Origin of the sequence: Aeromonas sp. 102P (assembly GCF_051920345.1) — a bacterium.
GTDB classification, from domain to species: Bacteria; Pseudomonadota; Gammaproteobacteria; order Enterobacterales; family Aeromonadaceae; genus Aeromonas; species Aeromonas veronii.
Genome location: NZ_JBQBCZ010000003.1, coordinates 58,553 through 81,118, shown reverse-complemented (window position 1 = coordinate 81,118; position 22,566 = coordinate 58,553). Strand labels below are relative to the sequence as shown.

19 protein-coding genes and 1 riboswitch are annotated in these 22,566 nt (G+C 60.2%); of the genes, 10 read left to right on the top strand and 9 right to left on the bottom strand.

Features of this window, described 5'->3' with window-relative positions; genetic code table 11:
- The first annotated feature begins 1 nt into the window (after nt 1).
- The 6 genes from ACTG1K_RS22820 to ubiK all read left to right on the top strand — a co-directional run bounded on the left by ACTG1K_RS22820 (nt 2) and on the right by ubiK (nt 4,400).
- Nucleotides 2-1,243, top strand: coding sequence for a high-affinity branched-chain amino acid ABC transporter permease LivM (locus ACTG1K_RS22820; protein ID WP_440006880.1), 1,242 nt, complete (start codon nt 2-4; stop codon nt 1,241-1,243).
- Nucleotides 1,240-2,013, top strand: coding sequence for a high-affinity branched-chain amino acid ABC transporter ATP-binding protein LivG (gene livG, locus ACTG1K_RS22815; protein ID WP_005357323.1), 774 nt, complete (start codon nt 1,240-1,242; stop codon nt 2,011-2,013). Before ACTG1K_RS22820 ends, livG begins: the two co-directional genes overlap by 4 nt.
- 10 nt (nt 2,014-2,023) lie before the next feature.
- Nucleotides 2,024-2,725, top strand: a complete 702-nt coding sequence (locus ACTG1K_RS22810) for an ABC transporter ATP-binding protein (protein WP_005342433.1) — start codon at nt 2,024-2,026, stop codon at nt 2,723-2,725.
- A gap of 122 nt (nt 2,726-2,847) precedes the next feature.
- The gene (gene glpE, locus ACTG1K_RS22805) at nt 2,848-3,171 is read left to right on the top strand and encodes a thiosulfate sulfurtransferase GlpE (RefSeq protein WP_021229253.1); all 324 of its coding nucleotides are present in this window, start codon (nt 2,848-2,850) and stop codon (nt 3,169-3,171) included.
- Complete coding sequence (gene glpG, locus ACTG1K_RS22800) at nt 3,168-4,001, top strand: rhomboid family intramembrane serine protease GlpG (protein WP_440004772.1); 834 nt, start codon at nt 3,168-3,170, stop codon at nt 3,999-4,001. The genes glpE and glpG overlap by 4 nt, the downstream gene beginning before the upstream one ends.
- Before the next feature lie 141 nt (nt 4,002-4,142).
- A complete protein-coding gene (ubiK, locus tag ACTG1K_RS22795) occupies nt 4,143-4,400 on the top strand; it encodes a ubiquinone biosynthesis accessory factor UbiK (protein WP_005339429.1) in 258 nt (85 codons plus the stop codon).
- Between the two features lie 54 nt (nt 4,401-4,454).
- Here the strand turns inward: ubiK and ACTG1K_RS22790 are convergent, their stop codons facing one another.
- The 6 genes from ACTG1K_RS22790 to trxA all read right to left on the bottom strand — a co-directional run bounded on the left by ACTG1K_RS22790 (nt 4,455) and on the right by trxA (nt 10,931).
- Entirely contained in the window at nt 4,455-5,468 is a 1,014-nt protein-coding gene (locus ACTG1K_RS22790) for a GGDEF domain-containing protein (protein WP_158114354.1), read from the bottom strand.
- A 217-nt stretch (nt 5,469-5,685) separates the two neighbouring features.
- Nucleotides 5,686-6,384 carry an NAD(P)H-flavin reductase gene (gene fre, locus ACTG1K_RS22785; protein ID WP_425857295.1) on the bottom strand — a complete coding sequence of 233 codons (699 nt, stop codon included), beginning with the start codon at nt 6,382-6,384 and terminating at the stop codon, nt 5,686-5,688.
- A 146-nt stretch (nt 6,385-6,530) separates the two neighbouring features.
- The gene (ubiD, locus tag ACTG1K_RS22780) at nt 6,531-8,000 is read right to left on the bottom strand and encodes a 4-hydroxy-3-polyprenylbenzoate decarboxylase (protein ID WP_440004773.1); all 1,470 of its coding nucleotides are present in this window, start codon (nt 7,998-8,000) and stop codon (nt 6,531-6,533) included.
- A gap of 33 nt (nt 8,001-8,033) precedes the next feature.
- Nucleotides 8,034-9,026: a hypothetical protein gene (locus ACTG1K_RS22775; RefSeq protein WP_440004774.1), complete on the bottom strand. Its 993-nt coding sequence runs from the start codon at nt 9,024-9,026 to the stop codon at nt 8,034-8,036.
- A gap of 108 nt (nt 9,027-9,134) precedes the next feature.
- On the bottom strand, nt 9,135-10,400 hold the full coding sequence (gene rho / locus ACTG1K_RS22770) for a transcription termination factor Rho (protein WP_005339417.1): 1,266 nt from the start codon (nt 10,398-10,400) through the stop codon (nt 9,135-9,137).
- A 204-nt stretch (nt 10,401-10,604) separates the two neighbouring features.
- The gene (gene trxA, locus ACTG1K_RS22765; protein WP_005339416.1) at nt 10,605-10,931 is read right to left on the bottom strand and encodes a thioredoxin TrxA; all 327 of its coding nucleotides are present in this window, start codon (nt 10,929-10,931) and stop codon (nt 10,605-10,607) included.
- 113 nt (nt 10,932-11,044) lie between these two features.
- Here trxA and rhlB point away from each other — a divergent pair, with 113 nt between their 5' ends.
- From rhlB to ACTG1K_RS22750, 3 genes are read left to right on the top strand one after another with little or no spacing between them, the layout of a single operon-like run.
- On the top strand, nt 11,045-12,334 hold the full coding sequence (rhlB, locus tag ACTG1K_RS22760) for an ATP-dependent RNA helicase RhlB (RefSeq protein WP_005339414.1): 1,290 nt from the start codon (nt 11,045-11,047) through the stop codon (nt 12,332-12,334).
- Between the two features lie 11 nt (nt 12,335-12,345).
- Entirely contained in the window at nt 12,346-13,836 is a 1,491-nt protein-coding gene (gene gppA, locus ACTG1K_RS22755) for a guanosine-5'-triphosphate,3'-diphosphate diphosphatase (RefSeq protein WP_021229247.1), read from the top strand.
- A gap of 30 nt (nt 13,837-13,866) precedes the next feature.
- A complete protein-coding gene (locus tag ACTG1K_RS22750) occupies nt 13,867-14,121 on the top strand; it encodes a Rho-binding antiterminator (protein WP_139444414.1) in 255 nt (84 codons plus the stop codon).
- Between the two features lie 70 nt (nt 14,122-14,191).
- On the opposite strand, the gene ACTG1K_RS22745 is transcribed toward ACTG1K_RS22750, so the two are convergent.
- The 3 genes from ACTG1K_RS22745 to prlC all read right to left on the bottom strand — a co-directional run bounded on the left by ACTG1K_RS22745 (nt 14,192) and on the right by prlC (nt 19,807).
- Nucleotides 14,192-14,953, bottom strand: coding sequence for a class I SAM-dependent methyltransferase (locus ACTG1K_RS22745; protein WP_425857317.1), 762 nt, complete (start codon nt 14,951-14,953; stop codon nt 14,192-14,194).
- Nucleotides 14,954-15,007: 54 nt separating this feature from the next.
- Nucleotides 15,008-17,557, bottom strand: coding sequence for a putative bifunctional diguanylate cyclase/phosphodiesterase (locus tag ACTG1K_RS22740; RefSeq protein WP_425857288.1), 2,550 nt, complete (start codon nt 17,555-17,557; stop codon nt 15,008-15,010).
- Nucleotides 17,558-17,764: 207 nt separating this feature from the next.
- A complete protein-coding gene (prlC, locus tag ACTG1K_RS22735) occupies nt 17,765-19,807 on the bottom strand; it encodes an oligopeptidase A (RefSeq protein ID WP_440004775.1) in 2,043 nt (680 codons plus the stop codon).
- A 424-nt stretch (nt 19,808-20,231) separates the two neighbouring features.
- A riboswitch (cyclic di-GMP riboswitch) is annotated at nt 20,232-20,317 on the top strand.
- Nucleotides 20,318-20,371: 54 nt separating this feature from the next.
- On the opposite strand from prlC, the gene ACTG1K_RS22730 reads away from it, so the two are divergent.
- Nucleotides 20,372-22,561: an immunoglobulin-like domain-containing protein gene (locus ACTG1K_RS22730; protein ID WP_440004776.1), complete on the top strand. Its 2,190-nt coding sequence runs from the start codon at nt 20,372-20,374 to the stop codon at nt 22,559-22,561.
- Nucleotides 22,562-22,566 lie beyond the last annotated feature (5 nt).

Below are 22,566 nucleotides of genomic sequence, written 5' to 3'. Positions count from 1 at the left end.
TATCGCCAGCCTGGTGCTGCTGGTGCTCTCTTTCTGGCTGCTCGGCTTCAAGCTGGAGACCGATGGCTCCAGCCTGCAGGTAGTGAGCCGCCTCGATGTGTCGCTGGCCTGGCTGCTGGGGGGAGCCACCCTCGTTTTCTGGTTCCAGATGCTGCGCGGCCAGATTGCCAAGCTGTTTCAGGCCTCCATCAGCGGCTTCTCGGTCGGCTTCACCAAGCTGGTGCTGCCGAGCCCGGAAGAGGCGCCCAAGCTCTATAACCTCACCGCCGTGCTGGTGCTGCTGTTCGCAGTGAGCTGGCCCTTTATGGCCTCTCGCGGCGCCATCGATCTCGCCACCCTCACCCTGATTTACATCATGCTGGGGCTGGGGCTGAACGTGGTGGTCGGCCTCGCCGGCCTGCTCGATCTCGGCTATGTCGGCTTCTACGCGGTCGGTGCCTACAGCTATGCCCTGCTCAACACCTACTTCGGGCTGAGCTTCTGGGAGTGCCTGCCCATCGCCGGGCTGATGGCCGCTACCTTCGGCTTCCTGCTCGGTTTCCCGGTGCTGCGGCTGCGGGGGGACTATCTGGCCATCGTCACCCTGGGTTTTGGCGAGATCATCCGCATCCTGCTCAACAACATGACCACCCTGACCGGCGGCCCGAACGGCATCTCCGGCATCCCCAAGCCGACGCTGGGGGGGCTGGAGTTCAACCGCACCGTCAAGGATGGGGGCTTTGATACCTTCCATAACTTCTTCGGCATTACCTACAACGCCAACCACAAGGTGATCTTCCTCTACCTGATGGCGCTGGTGTTGGTGGTGGTGACCCTGTTCGTCATCAACCGCCTGCTGCGGATGCCACTGGGCCGCGCCTGGGAAGCGCTGCGGGAAGACGAGATCGCCTGCAAATCGCTGGGGCTCAACCCCACCATCATCAAGCTGACCGCCTTCACCATAGGCGCTACCTTCGCGGGCTTTGCCGGCAGCTTTTTTGCCTCACGGCAGGGCTTTATCAGCCCGGAATCCTTCGTCTTTATCGAGTCGGCCATCGTGCTCGCCATTGTGGTGCTGGGTGGCATGGGCTCCCAGATCGGGGTGGTGCTGGCTGCCATCGTGATGACGGTGCTGCCGGAGCTGGCCCGCGAATTCAACGAGTACCGCATGCTGATGTTCGGCCTCTTGATGGTGTTCATGATGATCTGGCGGCCACAAGGATTGCTACCGATGACCCGTCCGCATCTGGAGTTGAAGAAATGAGTACACATCAGAAGTTAATGGAAGTCTCTGATTTGTCGATGCGCTTCGGGGGCCTGCTGGCCGTCAACGGAGTAAAACTGGATATCGACAAGGGCGAGGTGATCTCCATCATCGGCCCCAACGGCGCAGGCAAGACCACCATCTTCAACTGCCTGACCGGCTTCTACAGCCCGAGCGGCGGCACCATCCGCTACAAGGGTGAGGAGATCCAGGGGCTGCCCGGCCACCTCATCGCCCGCAAGGGGATTGTGCGTACCTTCCAGCACGTGCGGCTGTTCAAGGAGATGACGGCGGTGGAGAACCTGCTGGTTGCCCAGCACCAGCACCTCAACACCAGCTTTATCGCCGGTCTGTTCAAGACCCCGGCCTTCCGCCGGGCGGAGCAGGAGGGGCTGGAGCGGGCCGCCTTCTGGCTGGATAAAGTGGGCCTCAAGGATCTCGCCAACCGCGCCGCCGGTAATCTGGCCTACGGTCAGCAGCGCCGCCTCGAGATCGCCCGCTGCATGGCGACCCGTCCCGAGCTGCTGATGCTGGACGAACCGGCTGCCGGCCTCAACCCGAAGGAGACCGACGAGCTGGATGAGCTCATCATGAGCCTGCGGGACGAATTCGGGGTCTCGGTGCTGCTGATCGAACACGATATGAAGCTGGTGATGGGCATCTCCAACCGTATCTTCGTGGTCAGCCAGGGCACCCCGCTGGCCCATGGCAAGCCGGATGAGATCCGTAACAACCCGGCAGTGATCAAGGCCTATCTGGGCGAGTCGTAAGGACAAAAAGATGTTAGAACTTCGCAACGTATCGACCCACTACGGCAAAATTCAGGCACTGCACGATGTCAGCGTCGAGGTGAAAGAGGGGGAAATCGTCACCCTGATCGGTGCCAACGGCGCCGGCAAAACCACCCTGCTGATGACCCTCTGCGGCGAACCCAAGCCCAGCAGCGGCTCCATCTGGTTTGAGGGGGAACAGATCAGCTCCCTCACCACCGCCCGGATCATGCGCAAGGATATCGCCGTGGTGCCGGAGGGGCGTCGCATCTTCGCCCGCCTGACGGTGGAGGAGAACCTGCTGATGGGCGCCTTCTTCGTCGACAAGGCCGAGCAGCATGGCCTGCTGGATCAGGTGTTTACCTTGTTCCCGCGCCTGCACGAGCGCCTGCAACAACGGGCGGGCACCATGTCTGGCGGCGAGCAGCAGATGCTGGCCATCGGCCGCGCCCTGATGAGCAAACCGCGCCTGCTGCTGCTGGATGAACCCTCGCTGGGGCTGGCCCCCATCGTCATCCAGCAGATCTTCGACACCATCGAACAGTTGCGGCAAAAGGGGATGACCATCTTTCTGGTGGAGCAGAACGCCAACCAAGCGCTCAAGCTGGCCGACCGCGGCTATGTGCTGGAGAACGGCCACGTGGTGCTGCAAGACACAGGAGCCGCCCTGCTGGCCAACCCGGCGGTGCGGCAGGCCTATCTGGGCGGTTAACCCACTGACCAGCATGCCATATCGACAAGGGAGCCGCAGGCTCCCTTATCTTTTGTGGGGTTAGTTTGCGCCCAAGCTTGCGGTACACTGGCCCGTAATCAACCTATTCGCAGGACATCCCGATGGACCAGTTTGCCCATATCAGTGCCCATGATGCCCACCAGAAACTGAGCGCGGGTGAAGCCCGTCTGGTGGATATTCGCGACCCGCAATCCTTTGAAGCGGCCCACGCGGTCGGCGCCTTCCACCTCACCAACGGCACCCTGGTGCGCTTTATGAACGAAGTGGATTTCGATACCCCGGTCATCGTGATGTGCTATCACGGCAACAGCAGTCAAGGGGCGGCCCAATACCTGCTGCAACAGGGTTATGACGAGGTCTACAGTCTGGATGGCGGTTTCGAAGCGTGGCGCCGGGAGTTTCCCATCGAGGCAGGCGAGGCATGATTCAGCTGCTGGTGCTCGACAACGCCCGCATGGCGCAGGCGCTGGTGGACTATCTGGCGACCTTGGGGATCTCCTGCGAGCTGACCCAGTCCGAGCTGGGGGTCACCATCTGGCTGGCGGACGAGCAGCGCCTCGCGCAGGCCCAGCTGGAGGTGAAGCGCTTTCTGGCCGAGCCGGCCCACCCGCGCTATATGGAAGCCTCCTGGCAATCCGGCCGCGCCGATGCCCGTATCGACTACAGCAAGGGGATGACGGATCCCATCACAGATTTCCTCCATCAGGCGGGGCCACTGACGCTGGTGGCCATCATCGCCTGTCTCGCCATCTACGGGATCGAGGCCATCGGCCTGCCAATCTACGATGAACTGGCATTCCACCCGACGCTTGCCCAGTTCACCGACTGGCAGGCATGGCGTTATTTCACCCCCGCCCTGATCCACTTCTCGGTGCTCCATCTGGTGTTCAACTTGCTCTGGTGGTGGTATCTCGGCGGCCAGATCGAGCAGCGCCTTGGCAGCGGCAAGTTGCTGATCCTGCTGCTGGTGGGCGCCGCCCTGCCCAATATCGCCGAGTTCTTTGCCAGCGGCCCGCTGTTTGGCGGCCTCTCCGGCGTGGTCTATGCCCTGCTCGGCTACTGCTGGCTGCGCAGCAAGCTGCAACCGGCCTGCGGCCTGACTCTGCCGCCGGCGCTGATGGGCTTTATGCTGTTCTGGATGGTGCTCGGCTTCTTCGACATGCTCGGCACCAGCACCGCCAACATCGCCCACCTGACCGGCCTGCTGGTCGGCCTGCTGCAAGGCTGGCTGGATCGCAACCACCAGCCGACCTGATTTTTCAGCAGTTGCAGAAACGAGAACGCCGCCCCGAAGGGCGGCGTTTGCTTGCCAGCACAAATGGTAAAAAGCCGCCGCGATCTCGGCAAAGTGAGGTAATTGTCGGTAGAATGTCCGCCAACGCTTAAGGAGGACATCATGATCGACCCGAAGAAACTGGAAGAGATCGCCAAGCAGGTGCACAACTCCCTGCCGCCCGGCATTCGCAGCATGGGTGAAGAGGCCGAGAAGAAGATGCGTCAGGTACTGCAAGCCCAGTTGGGCAAGCTGGATCTGGTCAGCCGCGAAGAGTTCGACGTGCAGACCAAGGTGCTGCTGCGTACCCGTGAAAAACTGGCCGCCCTCGAAAGCAAGCTGGCTCAGCTCGAGCAGCAGCTCGGCGCCAAAGGCGAATAACGAAAACCCCAGCTCGGCTGGGGTTTTTGCTTTGTATTGAACCTGTAAAAAACATCACACCTGAAGCAGATACCAGGCTCGCTTGCCGCGCGCCTTGGCCTCATACATGGCCCTGTCGGCCACCTCCAGCGCCTGTCGGAAGCTCAATGGCTCCTCCTCCCACAGGGCGATGCCGATACTCAGCCCCACCCGTTGCGGGCAACCGGGTTTGGGCACATAGCCGTGCATCCGGCTGATCAGGGCGTCAGCCAGTTGCGCCAGGCCATGGCTCGACACATCCCGGTGCAGATGCACTACAAACTCGTCGCCGCCGTAACGGCCACATAGCGCCGAGCCAGGCATAATAAGGCGCAGCCAGTCCGCCATCTGCTGCAACACCAGATCGCCGCAGGCGTGGCCCAGCTGGTCATTGATCCCCTTGAAATCATCCAGATCGATAAAGAGCAGCGCTCCTGCTCCGTCATGTTGCTGCTGAGCAAACGCCTTGCCAAACCCCTGCCGGTTGAGCAGGCCGGTCAGGGCATCGCTGTTGGCTCGCTCGGCCAGCCTCTGTTCATAGGCTTTGCGCTGGGTGATATCGATATGGGAACCCATGATCCGCAGCGGCTTGCCATCGCCATCCCGATCGACGACCCGTCCCCTATCCCACAGCCAGGTGACCTCGCCTTGCGGGTTGATGGTGCGGTATTCGGCTTCATAGAAGGGGGTTTTCCCCTCAAGATGGGCAAAGTAGCTGCCCATGGCATGGGCGCGATCGTCGGGATGGAGCTTGGCGCTCCACTGATCGAAATGAGGGGCCATGTCACCGGCCTGAAAGTTCTGCAGGTTGAATACCCGCAGCTCGCCGGTGGGAATGGTGCCCTGCCAGAGACAGATGCCGGTGCCATCGAGGGCGGCATTGAGCTTCTCCTGCAACAGGCCGTTTTCATGCTGCAAAGCGGCGATCTCTGCCTGCAAACGGGCCATTTCACCGCCATGAGGGGACGGGATCAGTGTTGCGACCCGCTCGACAGAGCCGGTCTCTCCCCTGTCATCCTCCGCAGATGCCCTGCCCTCTTCACTCAACACTGCGCCTCCTTGTGCTTGCTCTATGGATGCTCTTGTCAATCTCTCACAAAGATGCCATCAGCTACGTTTGATTAGTAGCCATTCATAGTCAAAATATTGAAAAATAATGGGATAACGCCGCGATAATCCAACCATTCTGGGCGATCCGGTACTGCGGCAGCCACAAAAAAAAGCCCCCGGCAAAACCGGGGGCTGCGTCATCCAGACGGGGATCCCGTCAGATAAATTCGTAGGCGTCACCAAAGATGCGCTCCGGCTCGGCGCCGAGGATCTTGAACTCCTCCCGCGCGGCACCCGCCATCTCGAAACGGCCGGCGACATAGATGTCGTAGTCGTGGAGACTGACGAAATCATCCATGATCGCCTTGTGCACCAGACCGGTACGGCCACTCCAGTCACTCTCTGGCTCCTGTACCACCGGGATGAAGGTGAGCGGCGCGTAGTCACGCTCCCACTGCTGCATCTGCTCCAGCTCATAGAGCCAGTGCGCCTGACGCACCCCCCAGTAGAAGAACACCGGACGCTTGCTGCCCGTGTCGATCAGGTACTCCAGAATGGAGCGGGCGTAAGAGAAACCGGTGCCGCCCGCCATCAGGATCAGCGGACGGGGGGATTCATCGCGCAGGAACGCCTTGCCAGCCGGCAATTCGACCTCGATCTCCCCCTGCTCGCGCATGCGGGCCAGCACCTGACCGGCGTAGGCGTTCTCGGGAGTGGCGCCGATTTGCAGCTCCAGCACGCCCGGGCGGGTCGGCGAGTTGGCGATGGAGAAGGGACGCTTGTCCGAATCGCTCATCACCACCAGCAGATACTGGCCCGGCTTGAAGCTGACCTCTTGCTGCGGCGTCAGGGCCACATGCCAGATGGTGTCGACATATTCGCGCAGTTCCTCTACGCGGCATTTGATACGTTGCATTCTTGTCCTTGTGGCGGGTTCGCTCGACCCGCTTCGCTCATTGTTTCACTGTCAGGTGATGACCAGCACTGCTGGCCCCATTCGTCGAGGATACCCAAATCGCTGCGGATCTCATCCATTTTTGCAGCAAACGGGCCATTTTCGCCTCAACCGAGGATATTCAACTCATCCCAGATGGCATCGATCTTCTGCTTCACTGTCTCATCCTGCACTATGGGCTGACCCCACTCCCGATTGGTCTCGCCCGGCCACTTGTTGGTGGCATCCAGCCCCATTTTGGAGCCGAGGCCGGAGACCGGCGAGGCGAAGTCCAGATAGTCGATCGGGGTGTGCTCGATCAAGGTGGTGTCCCGTGCCGGGTCCATCCGGGTGGTGATGGCCCAGATCACATCCTTCCAGTCGCGAGCGTTGACGTCATCGTCACACACCACCACGAACTTGGTGTACATGAACTGGCGCAGGAAGGACCAGACCCCCAGCATCACCCGCTTGGCATGGCCCGGGTAGCGTTTCTTGATGGTCACCACCGCCATCCGGTAGGAGCACCCCTCCGGCGGCAGATAGAAGTCCACAATCTCGGGGAACTGCTTCTGCAGCAGCGGCACGAACACCTCGTTCAGCGCCAGACCCAGCACCGCCGGTTCATCGGGCGGACGGCCGGTGTAGGTGCTGTGATAGATGGCATCGCGCCGCTTGGTGATGTGGGTGATGGTGAAGACCGGGAACTCGTCCACCTCGTTGTAGTAGCCGGTGTGGTCGCCATAAGGGCCTTCCGGCGCCATCTCACCCGGCTCAAGATAGCCTTCCAGCACGATCTCGGCGCTGGCGGGCACCTCCAAATCGCAGCTGATGGCCTTGATCACTTCGGTACGGCTGCCGCGCAGCAGACCGGCAAAGGCATATTCGGAGAGAGTATCCGGCACCGGCGTCACCGCGCCGAGGATGGTCGCCGGATCGGCACCGAGTGCCACCACCACCGGGAATCGCTCACCGGGATGGGCCTCCTGCCACTCGCGAAAATCGATGGCACCGCCACGATGATCGAGCCAGCGCATGATCAGCTTGTTCTTGGCGATCTTCTGCTGGCGATAGATGCCGAGGTTCTGCCGCTTCTTGTAGGGGCCACGGGTGATGGTGAGGCCCCAGGTGACCAGCGGCGCCACATCGCCGGGCCAGCAGTGCTGGATCGGGATCTGGTCGAGATCGACCGCATCTCCCTCCTGCACCACCTGCTGGCAGGGGGCGGAAGAAAGGCGCTTGGTCGGCATGTTGAGCACCTGCTTGAAGATCGGCAGCTTCTCCATCAGCTCCTTGAATCCCTTGGGCGGCTCGGGCTCCTTGAGATAGGAGAGCCAGACCCCGACCTGACGCAGGGCGCCCACATCGGGCTGCCCCATGCCCATGGCAACCCGATCAGGGGTACCGAACAGGTTGGTCAGCACCGGCATGGTGTAGCCTTTGGGATTTTCGAACAGCAGAGCCGGGCCACCCGCACGCAGGGTGCGATCGCTGATCTCGGTCATCTCCAGATAGGGATCTATCTCGCGGGTGATGCGCTTGAGTTGTCCGTTTTGTTCCAGCTGCGCGATGAAATCACGCAAATCCTTGTATTTCATGCAAGTTCCCAACCGGGTTCAGGAGGTCACGCATTATAACCCTGGCTGCCCATCGGGTGTACCCGAATCGGGTAGCAGACTCGGTGCAATGGGTGGCACGTCACGATGGCCGAGGCGTCTGGCCAGTGCAGAGAGCAGCTGGGGCTCGTCCACCTCCATCAACAGACCGGCCACCAGCGCCCCGTATTGACGGTTGGAGAGTTCCGCCAGCAGGTATTTCTGGGCTTGCGGCGGCAAGGGGGAGAGTGCGCTCAGCTGCCGCAGGGCGGCTCCCTTCAACCCCTCGTTGCCACTGGCGGCAATCAGCAGATCACTTGCGGCACTGCCGTGATGAAAGCGGTTAATGGTGGAGAGTGCGCGCAGCGCGTCCTGATCTGCCGGCCGCCGCCACAGCATGCTATAGAGCGCCGGTTCGCCGGTGCGCTGCAACAGATGGAACAACAGGTGATTGTCGGGCAGATAGATATTCTGGCTGGCCAGCGCTTGCGCCTCCCGCATCCAGATCGGTTGCGCCAAGGTGTCGAGGGCTAGCAACAGGGCTTGCTGCTGCATGGCGAGATCGGGGTTACTGCTGTAGTAGATGGACTTTAGCTGGAAGCTGCCCTGGGCAAGCTGCTGCCGATAGCGCTGCATCAGTGATTGCAGCTGCCACTCCCCCAGCAACTGACGGGCCTGCGCGGCAAAATCATAGACAGGTTGCTGCACCAGAAAACCGTCGACCTGCTGCTCCATGAGCCACTCGGGTGCCTTGTCGGCCTGAGCCTCGACCCACTGTTGCAACGCAGGGGATGCAGGGGAGGTAGCGGGAATATCCCGCAGCAGCTGCAACAGCAGGAACTCCCGCCGCTCGCGACTCAGGGTCGCCAGCAGAGAGTCGATGGCTGCAAATTGCCCCTCCTGCAGACGGCCCGCCAGATAGCGCTGGTGAGTCTGCAACGTCTCGGCTGCCACCGCGATCGGAGCACTTTGCGCGCAGGCTGGCATTGCACTCAGCAACCCCAGCAATAACCAGAAAACAGGCTTCATGACGTCTCCATCCATGTGACATCGGGATCTCATACTACTAGGGCGACCGGAAAACAGATAAACAAAAACCGCGACCAGGGCCGCGGTTTCGTCATTTTCTGACCGGACTTACTTCTGCTGGCGCCGCATGGCGTCAAAGAACTCGTCGTTGGTCTTGGTCATCGCCAGCTTGTCGATGAGGAATTCGATACCGTCGATCTCGCCCATCGGGTGGACAATCTTGCGCAGGATCCACATCTTCTGCAGCTCGTCACCTGAGGTGAGCAGCTCTTCTTTACGGGTGCCTGAGCGGGTGATGTCGATAGCCGGGTAGACGCGCTTCTCGGCAATCTTGCGCGAGAGATGCAGTTCCATGTTGCCGGTACCCTTGAACTCTTCGTAGATAACCTCGTCCATTTTGGAACCGGTATCGATCAGCGCGGTAGCGATGATGGTCAGGCTGCCGCCCTCCTCAACATTACGCGCGGCGCCGAAGAAGCGCTTCGGACGGTGCAGGGCGTTGGCGTCCACACCACCGGTCAGTACCTTGCCGGATGACGGGATAACGGTGTTGTAGGCGCGAGCAAGACGGGTGATGGAGTCCAGCAGGATCACCACGTCTTTCTTGTGCTCGACCAGGCGCTTGGCCTTCTCGATCACCATTTCGGCAACCTGAACGTGACGGGAAGCAGGCTCGTCAAAGGTGGAAGCGATCACTTCACCTTTTACCATGCGCTGCATCTCGGTCACTTCTTCCGGACGCTCGTCGATCAGCAGAACGATCAGTTCACAGTCCGGGTGGTTGTAGGCGATGCTCTGGGCGATGTTCTGCAGCAGCATGGTCTTACCGGCCTTGGGCGGCGCCACGATCAGGCCACGCTGGCCTTTACCGATGGGGGAAGCCAGGTCCAGTACACGGGCGGTGATATCTTCGGTAGAGCCATTACCCCGTTCCATACGCAGACGTTCGTTGGCATGCAGGGGGGTAAGGTTTTCAAACAGGATCTTGTTGCGGGAGTTTTCCGGGCGGTCGTAGTTGACCTCATTGACCTTGAGCAGTGCGAAGTAGCGTTCGCCCTCTTTCGGTGGCCGGATCTTGCCGGAGATGGTATCGCCGGTACGCAGGTTGAAGCGGCGGATCTGGCTCGGGGAGACGTAGATATCGTCAGGGCCTGCCAGATAGGAGCCGTCTGCACTGCGCAGGAAGCCGAAACCATCGGTCAGGATTTCCAGCACACCGTCGCCAAAGATATCTTCACCACCCTTGGCGTGCGCCTTGAGGATTGCAAAAATAATATCTTTCTTGTGCGCCCGAGCCAGATTTTCCAACCCCATGGATTCGCCAAGCTTGACCAGCTCGGACACAGGAGTGTTCTTTAATTCAGTCAGATTCATAGTGGTGAAAGTCTGTAAGCAAGGATTGAAATGAGGAGACAGTCTGCTGGATTGATGCTGATCGGATTTGATTGCCAGGCTGTGGTTAGCAAAGAGTCAGGCAAAAAGGTTAGCAAACGAGCGATAAACTAGCACCAATCGGGATGAGCGTCTAGGTGATAAAACACAAGGAGCGCATTATTGCAATGCGCTCCTCTTTAATTATTACAGGTTGCCGTCCAGGAACTCTTTCAGCTGAGTCTTGGACAGTGCACCGACCTTGGTCGCTGCCACTTCGCCATTCTTGAACAGCAAGAGGGTCGGGATACCACGAATGCCGTACTTGGGCGGAGTATCAGAGTTATGGTCGATGTTCAGTTTGGCTACGGTCACGCGACCTTCGTACTCTTGGGCAACTTCTTCCAGGATCGGGGCAATCATCTTGCACGGACCACACCACTCGGCCCAGAAGTCGACCAGAACGGCGCCATCGGCTTTGATTACATCTGCCTCGAAGCTGGCATCGCTCAGCTGAACAATCTTGTCACTCATCTCCAACTCCAGTCAGTAATTAAGGCTTTATTGACATATCAACAAAGGCAATAGTTGCCCTATTTGAAATGATCCTGTTTATTATTGCAAGCCTAACCTGATAACCTACCGCCATGAGCAAAACACACTTAACGACCGACAAATTCGCCCAAATGGGCCTCGAACCCGAAGTTCTGGCTGGTCTGGAATCAAAGGGATTTCACTATTGCACGCCCATCCAGGCACTGTCTCTGCCACTGCTGGTAGAAGGTCATGACCTCGCCGGTCAGGCCCAGACAGGAACCGGCAAGACCATTGCCTTCCTGGCCGCGACATTCAACTATTTGCTGACTCACCCGCTGACCAAGCCCCGTCTGGTTAATCAACCCAGAGCCATCATCATGGCACCCACCCGGGAACTGGCAGTACAGATCTATAACGATGCCGACAGCATCGCCGCCTCTACCGGCCTGAAACTCGGCCTCGCCTACGGTGGCGAAGGTTACGACAAGCAGCTGGCCGTGCTGGAGCAGGGCGTCGACATCCTGATCGGCACCACCGGCCGCATCATCGACTACTTCAAGTCCAAGGTGATCGATCTGAGCAACATTCAGGTCGTGGTACTGGACGAAGCGGATCGCATGTTCGATCTGGGCTTCATCAAGGACATCCGCTTCCTGTTCCGCCGCATGCCGCCCGCGACCGAGCGTCTGAGCATGCTTTTCTCCGCCACCCTCTCCCTGCGTGTGCAGGAGCTGGCCTACGAACACATGAACCACCCGGAACATGTGCAGGTAGAGCCGGAGCAGATGACCGGCGTGCGGATCAAGGAGGAGCTGTTCTACCCCTCCAATGAAGACAAGATGTTGCTGCTGCTCTCCCTGATGGAAGAGGAGTGGCCGGAAAAAGCGATCGTCTTCGCCAACACCAAGCACGTCTGTGAAGACGTCCATGCCTGGCTGGAAAACGACGGCCATCGCGTCGGTCTGCTGACCGGTGATGTGCCACAGAAGAAGCGGATGAAGATCCTCGAGGATTTCACCAAGGGTGCGCTCGATATTCTGGTCGCCACCGACGTGGCCGCCCGTGGTCTGCACATCCCTGACGTGACCCACGTCTTCAACTATGACCTGCCCGACGACGCCGAAGACTATGTACACCGTATCGGTCGTACCGGTCGTGCCGGCAAGAGCGGTCACTCCATCAGCCTGGCCTGTGAAGACTATGCCTTCAACCTGCCGGCCATCGAGGAGTACATCCACCACGCCATTCCGGTCAGCAAATATGATCGCGAAGCGCTGCTGGATGATGTGACCCCGCCGAAACGGGTGTTCCGCAACCGTCAGCCGGTGAACCGCAACATGCGGGATCGTCAGGGCGGTGGCAACAGCAACAACCGTCGTCGTCCGCCGCGCAAGAGCTAAGGACAGGCCCGTTGCACAACTCGCCTCTCTATGCCGCCATCGACCTCGGCTCCAACAGCTTTCATATGCTGGTGGTGCGCGAGGTCGCCGGTGCCCTGCGCACCGTCGCCAAGGTCAAGCGCAAGGTTCGCCTCGCAGCCGGGCTCGATCCGGAATTTCGTCTCAGCCGTGCCGCCATGGAGCGGGGCTGGGACTGTTTGCGTCTCTTCTCCGAACAGTTGCAGGACATTCCGGCCGACAACATCCGGGTGGTGGGCACCGCAACCTTGCGGCTTGCCACCAACGTCGATGAGTTCCTCAGCGAAGCGGAACGGGTACTCAACCACAGCATCGAGATCATCTCGGGCGAGGAAGAGGCCAAGACCATCTATGAAGGGGTCTCCTGGACCTCTGCCGGGGAAGGCAACCGGCTGGTGATCGACATCGGCGGTGCCAGCACCGAACTGGTGATCGGCGAACATAGCGAAGCAAAACTGCTCAACAGCCTGCACATGGGCTGCGTCACCTGGCTCAACAATCACTTTGGTGATGGCGAGCTCTCTGAAGCCCGTTTCGAGCAGGCGATTGCTGCCGCCAAGGCGGTGCTGGAGAAGGTGGCGGAAGATTACCGCATCCTCGGCTGGCGTACCTGCGTTGGCGCCTCCGGCACGGTGCAGGCGCTGCAAGAGATCATGCTGGCGCAAGGGAAGAGCGAACGGGTCACCCTGCCGAAACTGCAGGAGCTGATGGGTCAGGCCATCGCCTGCGGCAAGCTCGACCGGCTGCAACTGGAAGGGCTGGCGGCCGAGCGGCTGACCGTGTTCCCCTCCGGCCTCGCCATCCTGATCGCCATCTTCGAAACCCTCGATATCGAGAGCATGACCCTCGCGGGGGGCGCCCTGCGTGAAGGACTGATCTACGGTCTGCTGGGCAACAATCACGACTGTGATGCCCGGGATCGTACCGCCGACAGCCTGATCAGCCGCTATCAGCTGGATAAAGAGCACGCCGAACGAGTACGCGATACCGCCGTCGAGGCGTTCAACCAGCTGCAACCGGCCTGGCGACTCTCAAAACGCTACGGTCGCCCGATTTTGCGTTATGCGGCCCTGCTGCACGAGATCGGCCTCTGTATCGAGTACAAGAAGGCGCCGCAACACGCCGCCTACATCATCGACAACATCGACATGCCGGGCTTTACTCCCGCGCAAAAGAAGCTGTTGTCGGCCCTGCTGTTCAACCAGCGGGACGAATTCAAGCTGGAACCGCTGGAGAAACAGGGTGCAGTCACCGGTCGTCAGGCGATCCGGCTGGCCCGTATCCTGCGCATCGCGCTGATCCTCTGCATGCGCCGCACCCAGGGCACAGTGCCCAGCTTCACCCTGCAGGCAGAAGAGGAGTCACTGACCCTGACCCTGCCCAAGGGCTGGATGGATGAACACTACCTGCGCGCCAGCGAGCTGCGCTTTGAAGTAGAACGCCAGCAGAAGATGGGCTGGCCGACCCGCGTACAGGAAGCCTGACTCAGCAACCTGGCTGTTTTGGAGCCGATCATGCCGGATTATCAACCCATCAGCTGCGATCTCTACGACTGGCTCGAAATTGCTGCCAGCTGGCAACTGCCGGTGACCCTCACCAGCCGCGATGATCACCAATGGGATGACAAGATCCGCACTATCGAAGCCAGCGAAGGGGTCGAGTATCTGCTGCTGCACAGTGGCGAGCGGCTCAGTCTGGCAGAACTGGCGACCCTGCGCCTGAACTGGCAAGGGGAAGAAAAGCTGATCCGCTTCGCGCCAACCAACTGAATCCAATACGAAAAAGGAGGGCCAACATGACGTTGGCCCTCCTTTTTGCATCTGCGGCTCGCACCGGCCGTTAACTCGCCGCCAGCGCCGCCATCACATAGACATCGAAGCGGTTGCTCTTGGTCTCGATAGCCATGCTGGGCTTCTGTTCGTTGAGCCAGCCGGCGTAATCCGGCCGCTTCACCACCACCCGCTTCTCAGCCATCTTGAGCGCGGCAGGCAACAAGACATCCGCATCGAGATCCGGCCCTACCAGCGACTGGAACACCCGCATCTCTTTTTTTACCAGCGCCGACTTCTGCTTGTGCGGGAACATGGGGTCGAGGTAGATCACCTCGGGCCGCTCCGGCAGCGCCAGCAAGTTGTCCACCGCCGGGCCTTGCAGCAGGAGCATCCGCTCGCTGACCCAGGGGCCAATCTCAGGATCCTGTGCCGCCCGCGCCAGCCCGTCCTGCAACAGAGCAGCCACCACAGGGCTGCGTTCGATCAGGGTCACCTTGCAACCGAGGGAGGCGAGCACGAAGGCGTCGCGCCCCAGACCGGCAGTGGCATCCACCACGGTCGGTGTGGCACCGGCCTTGAGCCCCACCGCCTTGGCGATGGACTGGCCGCGACCACCACCAAACTTGCGACGATGCGCCACCGCCCCTTCCACGAAGTCCACATAGACGGCACCCAGCTTGGGCTCGTCCAGCTTGCGCAGTTCCAGTCTCTCTTCAGTCAGTACCAGCGCAAACGGAGCCGGAAACTCCACGTCGGCAAGGCGTAAACGCAGGGCGTCGAGCTCGCCATCACGGGCGGGGACTTCACTGAAAACCTGAATATGGGGCATAGGAGACAGACTCATGGCACGTACAGAAGCGGCCATGATAACAGAAGCGGTGGATCAGCTCACGACAGTGAGGTTCATCCCCTGACGGTTGAGAGCGAGGTAATCAATAAGATCGTCATAGGCCAGCGGGCGGCTGAGCAGATAACCCTGGGTGAAGGCGCATCCCTTCTGGCAGAGGAAGTTGAGCTGCTCGCGGGTCTCAACCCCCTCGATCACCACCTGCATGCCGAGGTTGTGCACTATGTTGATGATGCCGTCGAGCAGCATCCTATCCTGCTCGTTGAAGGGGATATGGCGCACGAAGGAGCGGTCGATCTTGACCAGATCTACCGGGAAGGTACGCAGATAGTTGAGGGCCGAGTAGCCGGTACCGAAATCGTCGATGGCCAGCTTGCAGCCCGCCTCGCGCAGGGCATCGATCCGCACTCTGTGCTGATCGCTGCTCTCCATCAGCAGAGATTCTGTGATTTCGATGACGATGTCGGCAGGATCGAGCCCGAAATGCTGGATCACCTTGAGCCACTCACTCGCCTCGGGGTCGATGGTCTGGAACTCCATGGTGGAGCGGTTGATCGACATCTGCAGATCAGGGAAGCCGGATTGCTGCAACCGCGCCAGATCCCGGCACGATTGCCACAATACCAGCGCACCCAGTCCCTGAATCAATCCCGCCTCTTCCGCCAGCGGAATGAACTCGGCAGGGGATACCTGCCCCCAGTGGGGGTGATACCAGCGCACCAGCGCCTCCAGCTTGGCGACCCGTCCGCTGTGATTGTCCCAGATCGGCTGGTAGGCCATGGTCAGCTGCTCCAGCTTGATCGCTTCGGCCAAATCCTGCTGCATCTGGTGGCGCTGGCGCACCTCTTCCCGCATGGATGAGCAGTAGGCACCGAGCAACCGTCCCTGCCGCTTGGCCGCAAACAGCGCCTGTTCGGCATTGCGCAGCAGCTCGTCGCTCTCGCTGCCATCGACCGGACAGAGAGTCATGCCGATGGTCGCGGTCACATAGAGGTGCTGGTTGGCCAGCATAAAGGGGCGGGCGAAACTGCCGATCACCTGCTTGGCAAACACCTCGGCCTGACGGCGGGTGACGATGCCGGGCACCAGAAACGCGAACTCATCGCCACCGATGCGGGCCACCAGATCTTCGGTGCGCACCCGGCTCACCAGTCGATCAGAGACCTCCCGCAGCAGGGCATCGCCAGCATGGTGATCCATGCTGTTATTGACCGCCTTGAAGTTGTTGAGGTCAAGCACCATGAGCGCGAAGCGCTCGCCCCGCTCGCAGAAGCGGGTGAGGCAGCGGCCAAACAGCCAGCGGTTGGGCAGGCTGGTGAGGTTGTCGTAGTTGGCCTGGGTCGCGATCTTCTGCTCGGCCACCTTGGTCTGGGAAAGATCGCTGAAAATGGCGATATATTGCTGAATTTTGCCAGCTTCGCGCAGAGTGCTGATCATCAGCTGCTGCGGATAAAGCTTGCCGTTCTTGCGCTTGTTCCACACCTCGCCACGCCACACCCCCACCCGCTCCAGCGCATGGTACATGTCGGCATAGAAGGTCTGATCGTGCAGCCCGGACTTGAGCATGCTGGGACGCTGGCCCCGCACCTCGTCGCTGCTGTAGCCGGTGATCTGCTCGAAGGCCGGGTTGACCGAGATGATGCGGCTGTCGGCATCGCACACCAGAATCGCTTCGGAGAGGTTGTCGTAGACCCGGTGGGAGAGTTTGAGCTGCTCCGCATGGCGCTTGAGGGGATCGATATTCTCCAGCAGCACCATCAGGTAGTCCGGCTGCTGCTGCTCGTCGCGGATCAGGGTGACAGTTACCCGCCCCCACAGGATCTCGCCCCCCTTGCAGAAGTAGCGCTTCTCCTGGGTGAAACTGCTGCGCTCGCCGCGCCGGATCTCTTCGTAGCACTCAAGGCTGCGCTGCCAATCCTCCGGGTGATTGATGTCGGAGATGGAGCGATGAAGCAGCTCGTCGAGGGGATAACCCAGCATCTTCTCGATGGCCGGGTTGGCCCAGAGAATGCGGCCGGTGAGATCGAGTTTGCCGATCCCCACCGGGGCCTGAAACAGCATGCTCTGCAGCACATGGGGGGTATCAGGCAAGAGTTGCGGCTGCTGGCGTTGCAGCATCAGCGCCAGTTCGCGACCGGCCAGCGGCCCCAGCAACCGGAGCAGCCCCATCACCTTGGTCATATTGGCCTGCGGCTGACGATAGAGCAGGCAGCAGATACCGATGGTCTCGCCATCCGCATCCTTGAGGGCGATCCCGGCGTAGGCCTGGGCTTGCCACGCATCGGCAAGTGGCATCGCGGGGAACAGCTGCAACAGACGATCGCTGAACCAGGCTTCCCCCTCCTGCCAGGTAATGGCATCGGGAGAGTCAGTGATTGGCAGCATCAGGGTATCGGGGTCAAGAGAGGAGGGATGGGCAGCCTGAACCGTCAGGTGGGTAGCATTTGATTCCCTGCTGGCGATCAGGACGACATCAGCCATCACAGCAGCGGCGATTTCACTCACAAAGGTATCGAAATATCCCTGGCCGCTCGAATGAGCCAGACTTGAGATGATTTGATAGACGGAATCGAGTGCTCGCCTCATGGCAAGTGGCTTTCTCTCCTTGAAGGTTAGAACACGACTCTACTGAAGAGCTGTGAGCAGTGCAAATATGCAATCAGCAAGATATTAAAAAGCCTTGAAAAAAGGGACCAAAAGGTCCCTTTTTGTCGCAGAAATCACGACTCGATCCCACTATGCCGCAAAACAGTGTACCTGCTTGAAGCTCACACAGGCGGCGGGTCAGGAATCTCAGGCAGCGATCCCGCTATGTCGCAACAGCGCATCCACCTTGGGCTCACGACCGCGGAAGGCTCGGAACAGCTCCATCGGCTCCTTCGAGCCCCCCTTCTCCAGAATATTCTTCAGGAAGGATTGGCCGGTCGCCGGGTTGAAGATCCCCTCCTCCTCGAAGCGGGAGAAGGCATCGGCAGAGAGCACTTCGGCCCACTTGTAGCTGTAGTAGCCCGCCGCATAGCCGCCCGCGAAGATGTGGGAGAAGCTGTGCTGGAAGCGGTTGAACGCCGGTGGCGTCATCACTGCGACCTGACTACGCACCTCATCCAGCAGCGCCGGGAGCTGTGCCGAATTGGCCGGGTCAAACTCCTGATGGAGACGGAAGTCGAACAGGGCGAACTCCAGCTGGCGCAGCATCTGCATGGCCGCCTGGAAGTTGCGGGCAGTCAGCATCTTCTCCAGCAGATCGGCAGGCAGCGGCTCGCCGGTCTCGTAGTGGCCGGAGATAAAGGCCAGCGCCTCGGACTCCCAGCACCAGTTCTCGAGGAACTGGCTCGGCAGCTCCACCGCATCCCAGGCCACGCCGTTGATACCGGCGACACCGGCAACGTCGATACGGGTCAGCATGTGGTGGATGCCGTGGCCAAACTCATGGAACAGGGTGACCACTTCGTTGTGGGTAAACAGCGCAGGCTTGCCATCCACCGGGCCGTTGAAGTTGCAGGTCAGGTAGGCCACCGGTTTTTGCAGCGAGCCATCCTGACGGTAGCGACGACCCAGACAGACATCCATCCAGGCCCCGCCCTGCTTGTGCTCGCGGGCGTAGAGGTCGAGATAGAAGCTGCCGCGCAGCTCGTCGTCGGCATCAAAGATATCGTAGAAGCGCACGTCCGGGTGCCAGGTGTCGATGCCGAGGCGCTCGCGCACCTTCATGCCGAACACCCGCTTCACCACTTCGAACAACCCCTTCACCACCTTGCTGGCGGGGAAGTAGGGGCGCAGTTGCTCATCGGAGATGGAGAACTTGTGCTGCTTGAGCTTCTCGGCGTAGTAGGCGAGATCCCAAGCTGCCAGCTCGCTCTGACCATGCTGCTCGGCGGCGAAGGCGCGGATCTCCTCCAGCTCGGCCTTGCCTTGCGGCAGGGATTTAGCCGCCAGATCGGTGAGGAAGCTCACCACCTGTTCGGTCTTGTCCGCCATCTTGGTGGCCAGGGAGAGCTCGGCATAGTTGGCAAAGCCCAGCAGCTGGGCCAGTTCGCGGCGCAGGGTGAGCAGCTCGCTCATGATGGCTGAGTTGTCCCACTTGCCCGCATTGGGGCCCTGATCGGAGGCGCGAGTGGTGAAGGCTTCGTACATCTCGGCGCGCAGCTCGCGGTTGTCGGCATACATCATCACCGGCAGATAAGAGGGGATATCCAGCGTGAACAGCCACCCCTCTTTGCCCTTGAGCTCGGCCATCTGACGGGCAGCGGCACGCACGCTGTCGGGCAGACCGGCCAGTTCGGCTTCATCGGCCACCAGCTTGTGCCAGCCCTGAGTTGCATCCAGCACGTTGTTGCTGAAACGGGAGGCCAGCTCGGAGAGGCGGGCCTGAATTTCGCCGTAACGCTGCTGCGCCTCGGCAGGCAGACCGATACCGGAGAGGCGGAAGTCACGCAGGGTATTCTGGATCTCCTTGCGCTGGGCGCCGCTGAGCAGCGGGAAATCATCGCTCTGGGAGAGGGCCAGATAGGCCTGATAGAGCCCTTCATGCTGACCGACATAGGTCTGGAATTCGGAGAGCAGCGGCAGGCAGGCGTCATGGGCCTCGCGTAGCGCTTCGCTATTGAGTACGGAGTTGAGGTGGCTGACCGGTGACCAGATCCGTGACAGGCGGTCATTTACCTCTTCCAGCGGGGCAATCAGGCTATCCCAGGTATGGGGATCACGCTGGGCCAGCACATCGCTGATCTTCTGCTTGCAGTCAGCAATCGCCTGAATCACGGCAGGCTGAACCTGCTCCGGCTTGATCTGGCTGAAAGGGGGCAGAGAATCCATTGTCAGCAAAGGGTTATTCATCCCGGTTACCTCTTGTTTGGTCTTGAACAGACCGCTTTAGCAGCTCTGTATGGCTTTCTAACATGTGGCCAAGCCACGCAATAATCAAGCGGGAATCCACCTCTCGGCACTGTTTTCCCCTCTTTGTGAGCTCAAACACCTCTCTGCCTGATACTGGACGGCAACAGCATGAATAATCGGTACTTTTTTGCTCTTTTTGCGGCTTTTTCAACTCTCGAACCACAAGGGAGCAGACCAAATCCACTCGACAAAAGAGTAGGTTACAGCGGCCTATCACCGGCCCTTTCCATGCTTGGAAAACAACCAATCAACAAGTTAATAACCAAAACAAATCATGCACATACGTTGATTAATTTATTTTTAAGTGCATATCATAAGCAGCCTGTTACTCAGGTCACTTGATTCTCTGTGCTGCACAGAAATCGGGTGAAAAAGGCAAAGTGACCCGAAAGGGCGCGACGCAAAGCCACCGGTCTAAGGGAAAACACCTATGACAGCGGGGCTGCCCCCGGGAGCGTTCGGCCATAGCTGTACGCTCCGTTTGTACTGTATGGAGATATCAAGATGAACAAATTGAAGTTATCCCTGCTGGGCTGTCTGCTCGGCATGGGCGCCCCCATGGCATATGCCGCCAGTGCCGGTCAGGCGATGGTCAACCCCCAGTCCGGCGTAGTGGTCGGCTATTGGCACAACTGGTGTGACGGCTCGGGCTACAAGGGCGGTATCGCCCCCTGCGTCAAGCTCGATCAGGTCAACCCGCAATACAACGTGGTCGATGTCTCCTTCATGAAGGTCTATGGCAGCGATCCCATCCCCACCTTCAAACTCGACCCGGCTATCGGCATGAGCGAAAGCCAGTTTATCGAGCAGATTGCCGAGCTGAACCGTCAGGGCCGTGCCGTGCTGCTGGCGCTGGGCGGTGCCGATGCGCACATCGAGCTGCGCAAGGGTCAGGAGCAGGCCTTTGCCGACGAGATCATCCGTCTGGTGGAGACCTATGGCTTCGACGGGCTGGATATCGATCTGGAGCAGGCCGCCATCACCGCCGCCGACAACCAGACCGTGATCCCGGCGGCCCTGCGTCTGGTCAAGGATCACTACCGCGCTCAGGGGAAAAACTTCCTCATCACCATGGCGCCGGAGTTCCCCTATCTGACCCAGACTGGCGCCTACATCCCCTATATCCGCAATCTGGAAGGCTACTACGACTGGATCAACCCCCAGTTCTACAACCAGGGTGGTGACGGTATCTACATCGATGGCATCGGCTGGATTGCCCAGAACAACGATGCCCTGAAAGAAGAGTTCATCTACTACATGGCGGATTCGCTGAGCAACGGTACCCGCGGCTTCTACAAGATCCCCCATGACAAGCTGGTGTTCGGCATTCCGACCAACATCGACGCCGCCGCCACCGGCTATGTGCAGGATCCGCAGAAGCTCTACAACGCCTTCAACCGCCTGAAGAGCGAGGGACAACCGCTGCGTGGCGTGATGACCTGGTCCATCAACTGGGACATGGGCCGCAACGCTGCCGGTCAGTCCTACAACGAATCCTTCATCAAGAGCTACGGCCCCTTCATCCACGATCAGGAGATCACGCCGCCGGTCGACAACGGCAAGCCGGTGTTCAGCGGCCTGAGCGATACCCGCATCAAGCAGGGTACCGCCTTTGATCCGCTGGCAGGTGTCAGCGCCAACGACAAGGAAGATGGCGACCTGACTGGCCAGATCCAGGTGGAAGGCTCGGTAGACAGCCAGCGCATCGGCCTCTACCCCCTCACCTACAAGGTGAGCGATCGCGACAACAACGTCACCGAGCAGGTACGTACCATCGAGGTCTACAGCATGAAGCCGGTGTTCAGCGGTGTCACCGACACCACGCTGGAACTGGGTACCGCTTTCGATCCGATGACAGGCGTCAGTGCCCATGATGAAGAAGATGGCGACCTGACCGCCCAAATCAAGGTCAGCGGCAGCGTCGACAGCAGCAAGGTCGGCCGCTACACCCTCACCTATCAGGTAAGCGACAGCGCCGGTCAGCAGGTAACCCAGCAGCGCAACGTGACCGTCAGGGAGCAGGGCGCCGTCTGTGAAAACAGCTGGGATGCCAAGAAAGTCTACGTGGGCGGCGACATCGTCAGCCACAACGGCAAGAACTGGCTGGCAGGCTGGTGGACCCAGAACGAAGAGCCGGGCACCACGGGTGACTGGGGCGTCTGGCGCGTACAGGGCGACAGCGACTGCGGCGGCACAACGCCACCCGCCGAAGGCAGCAGCGACTTCACCGTCAGCGCAATGGCGAGCGAGTACACCATAGTCAACGGTCAGGTCAGCATCCGCTTCAACCTGACCACCGCCAACCGGGTCCAAATCACCGCGACTCTGGAGCAGAGCGGCCAAAGCCACGGCACCACCAGCAGCCAGGTGAACGGCACCAGCACCCTGGTACTGCAGGGCAGCAACGTCACCGATGGCAGCTACGACGTGGTCATCACCGGTCTGGCTGACGGCCAGCAGCCGGTGGTACAGCGCTTCCCGGTTGCGCTGACCGAAGAGAGCAACGGCGGTAGCGAAGGTGACTACCCTGCCTACGCCCCCAACACCGGCTATCAGGCCGGTGATCGGGTCAGCAATGCCGGTGGCAACTACGAGTGCAAACCCTGGCCCTACAGCGGCTGGTGTGGCGGCTCGACCACCCACTATGCACCGGGTACCGGCTCTGCCTGGAGCGATGCCTGGATCAAACTCTGACCTTG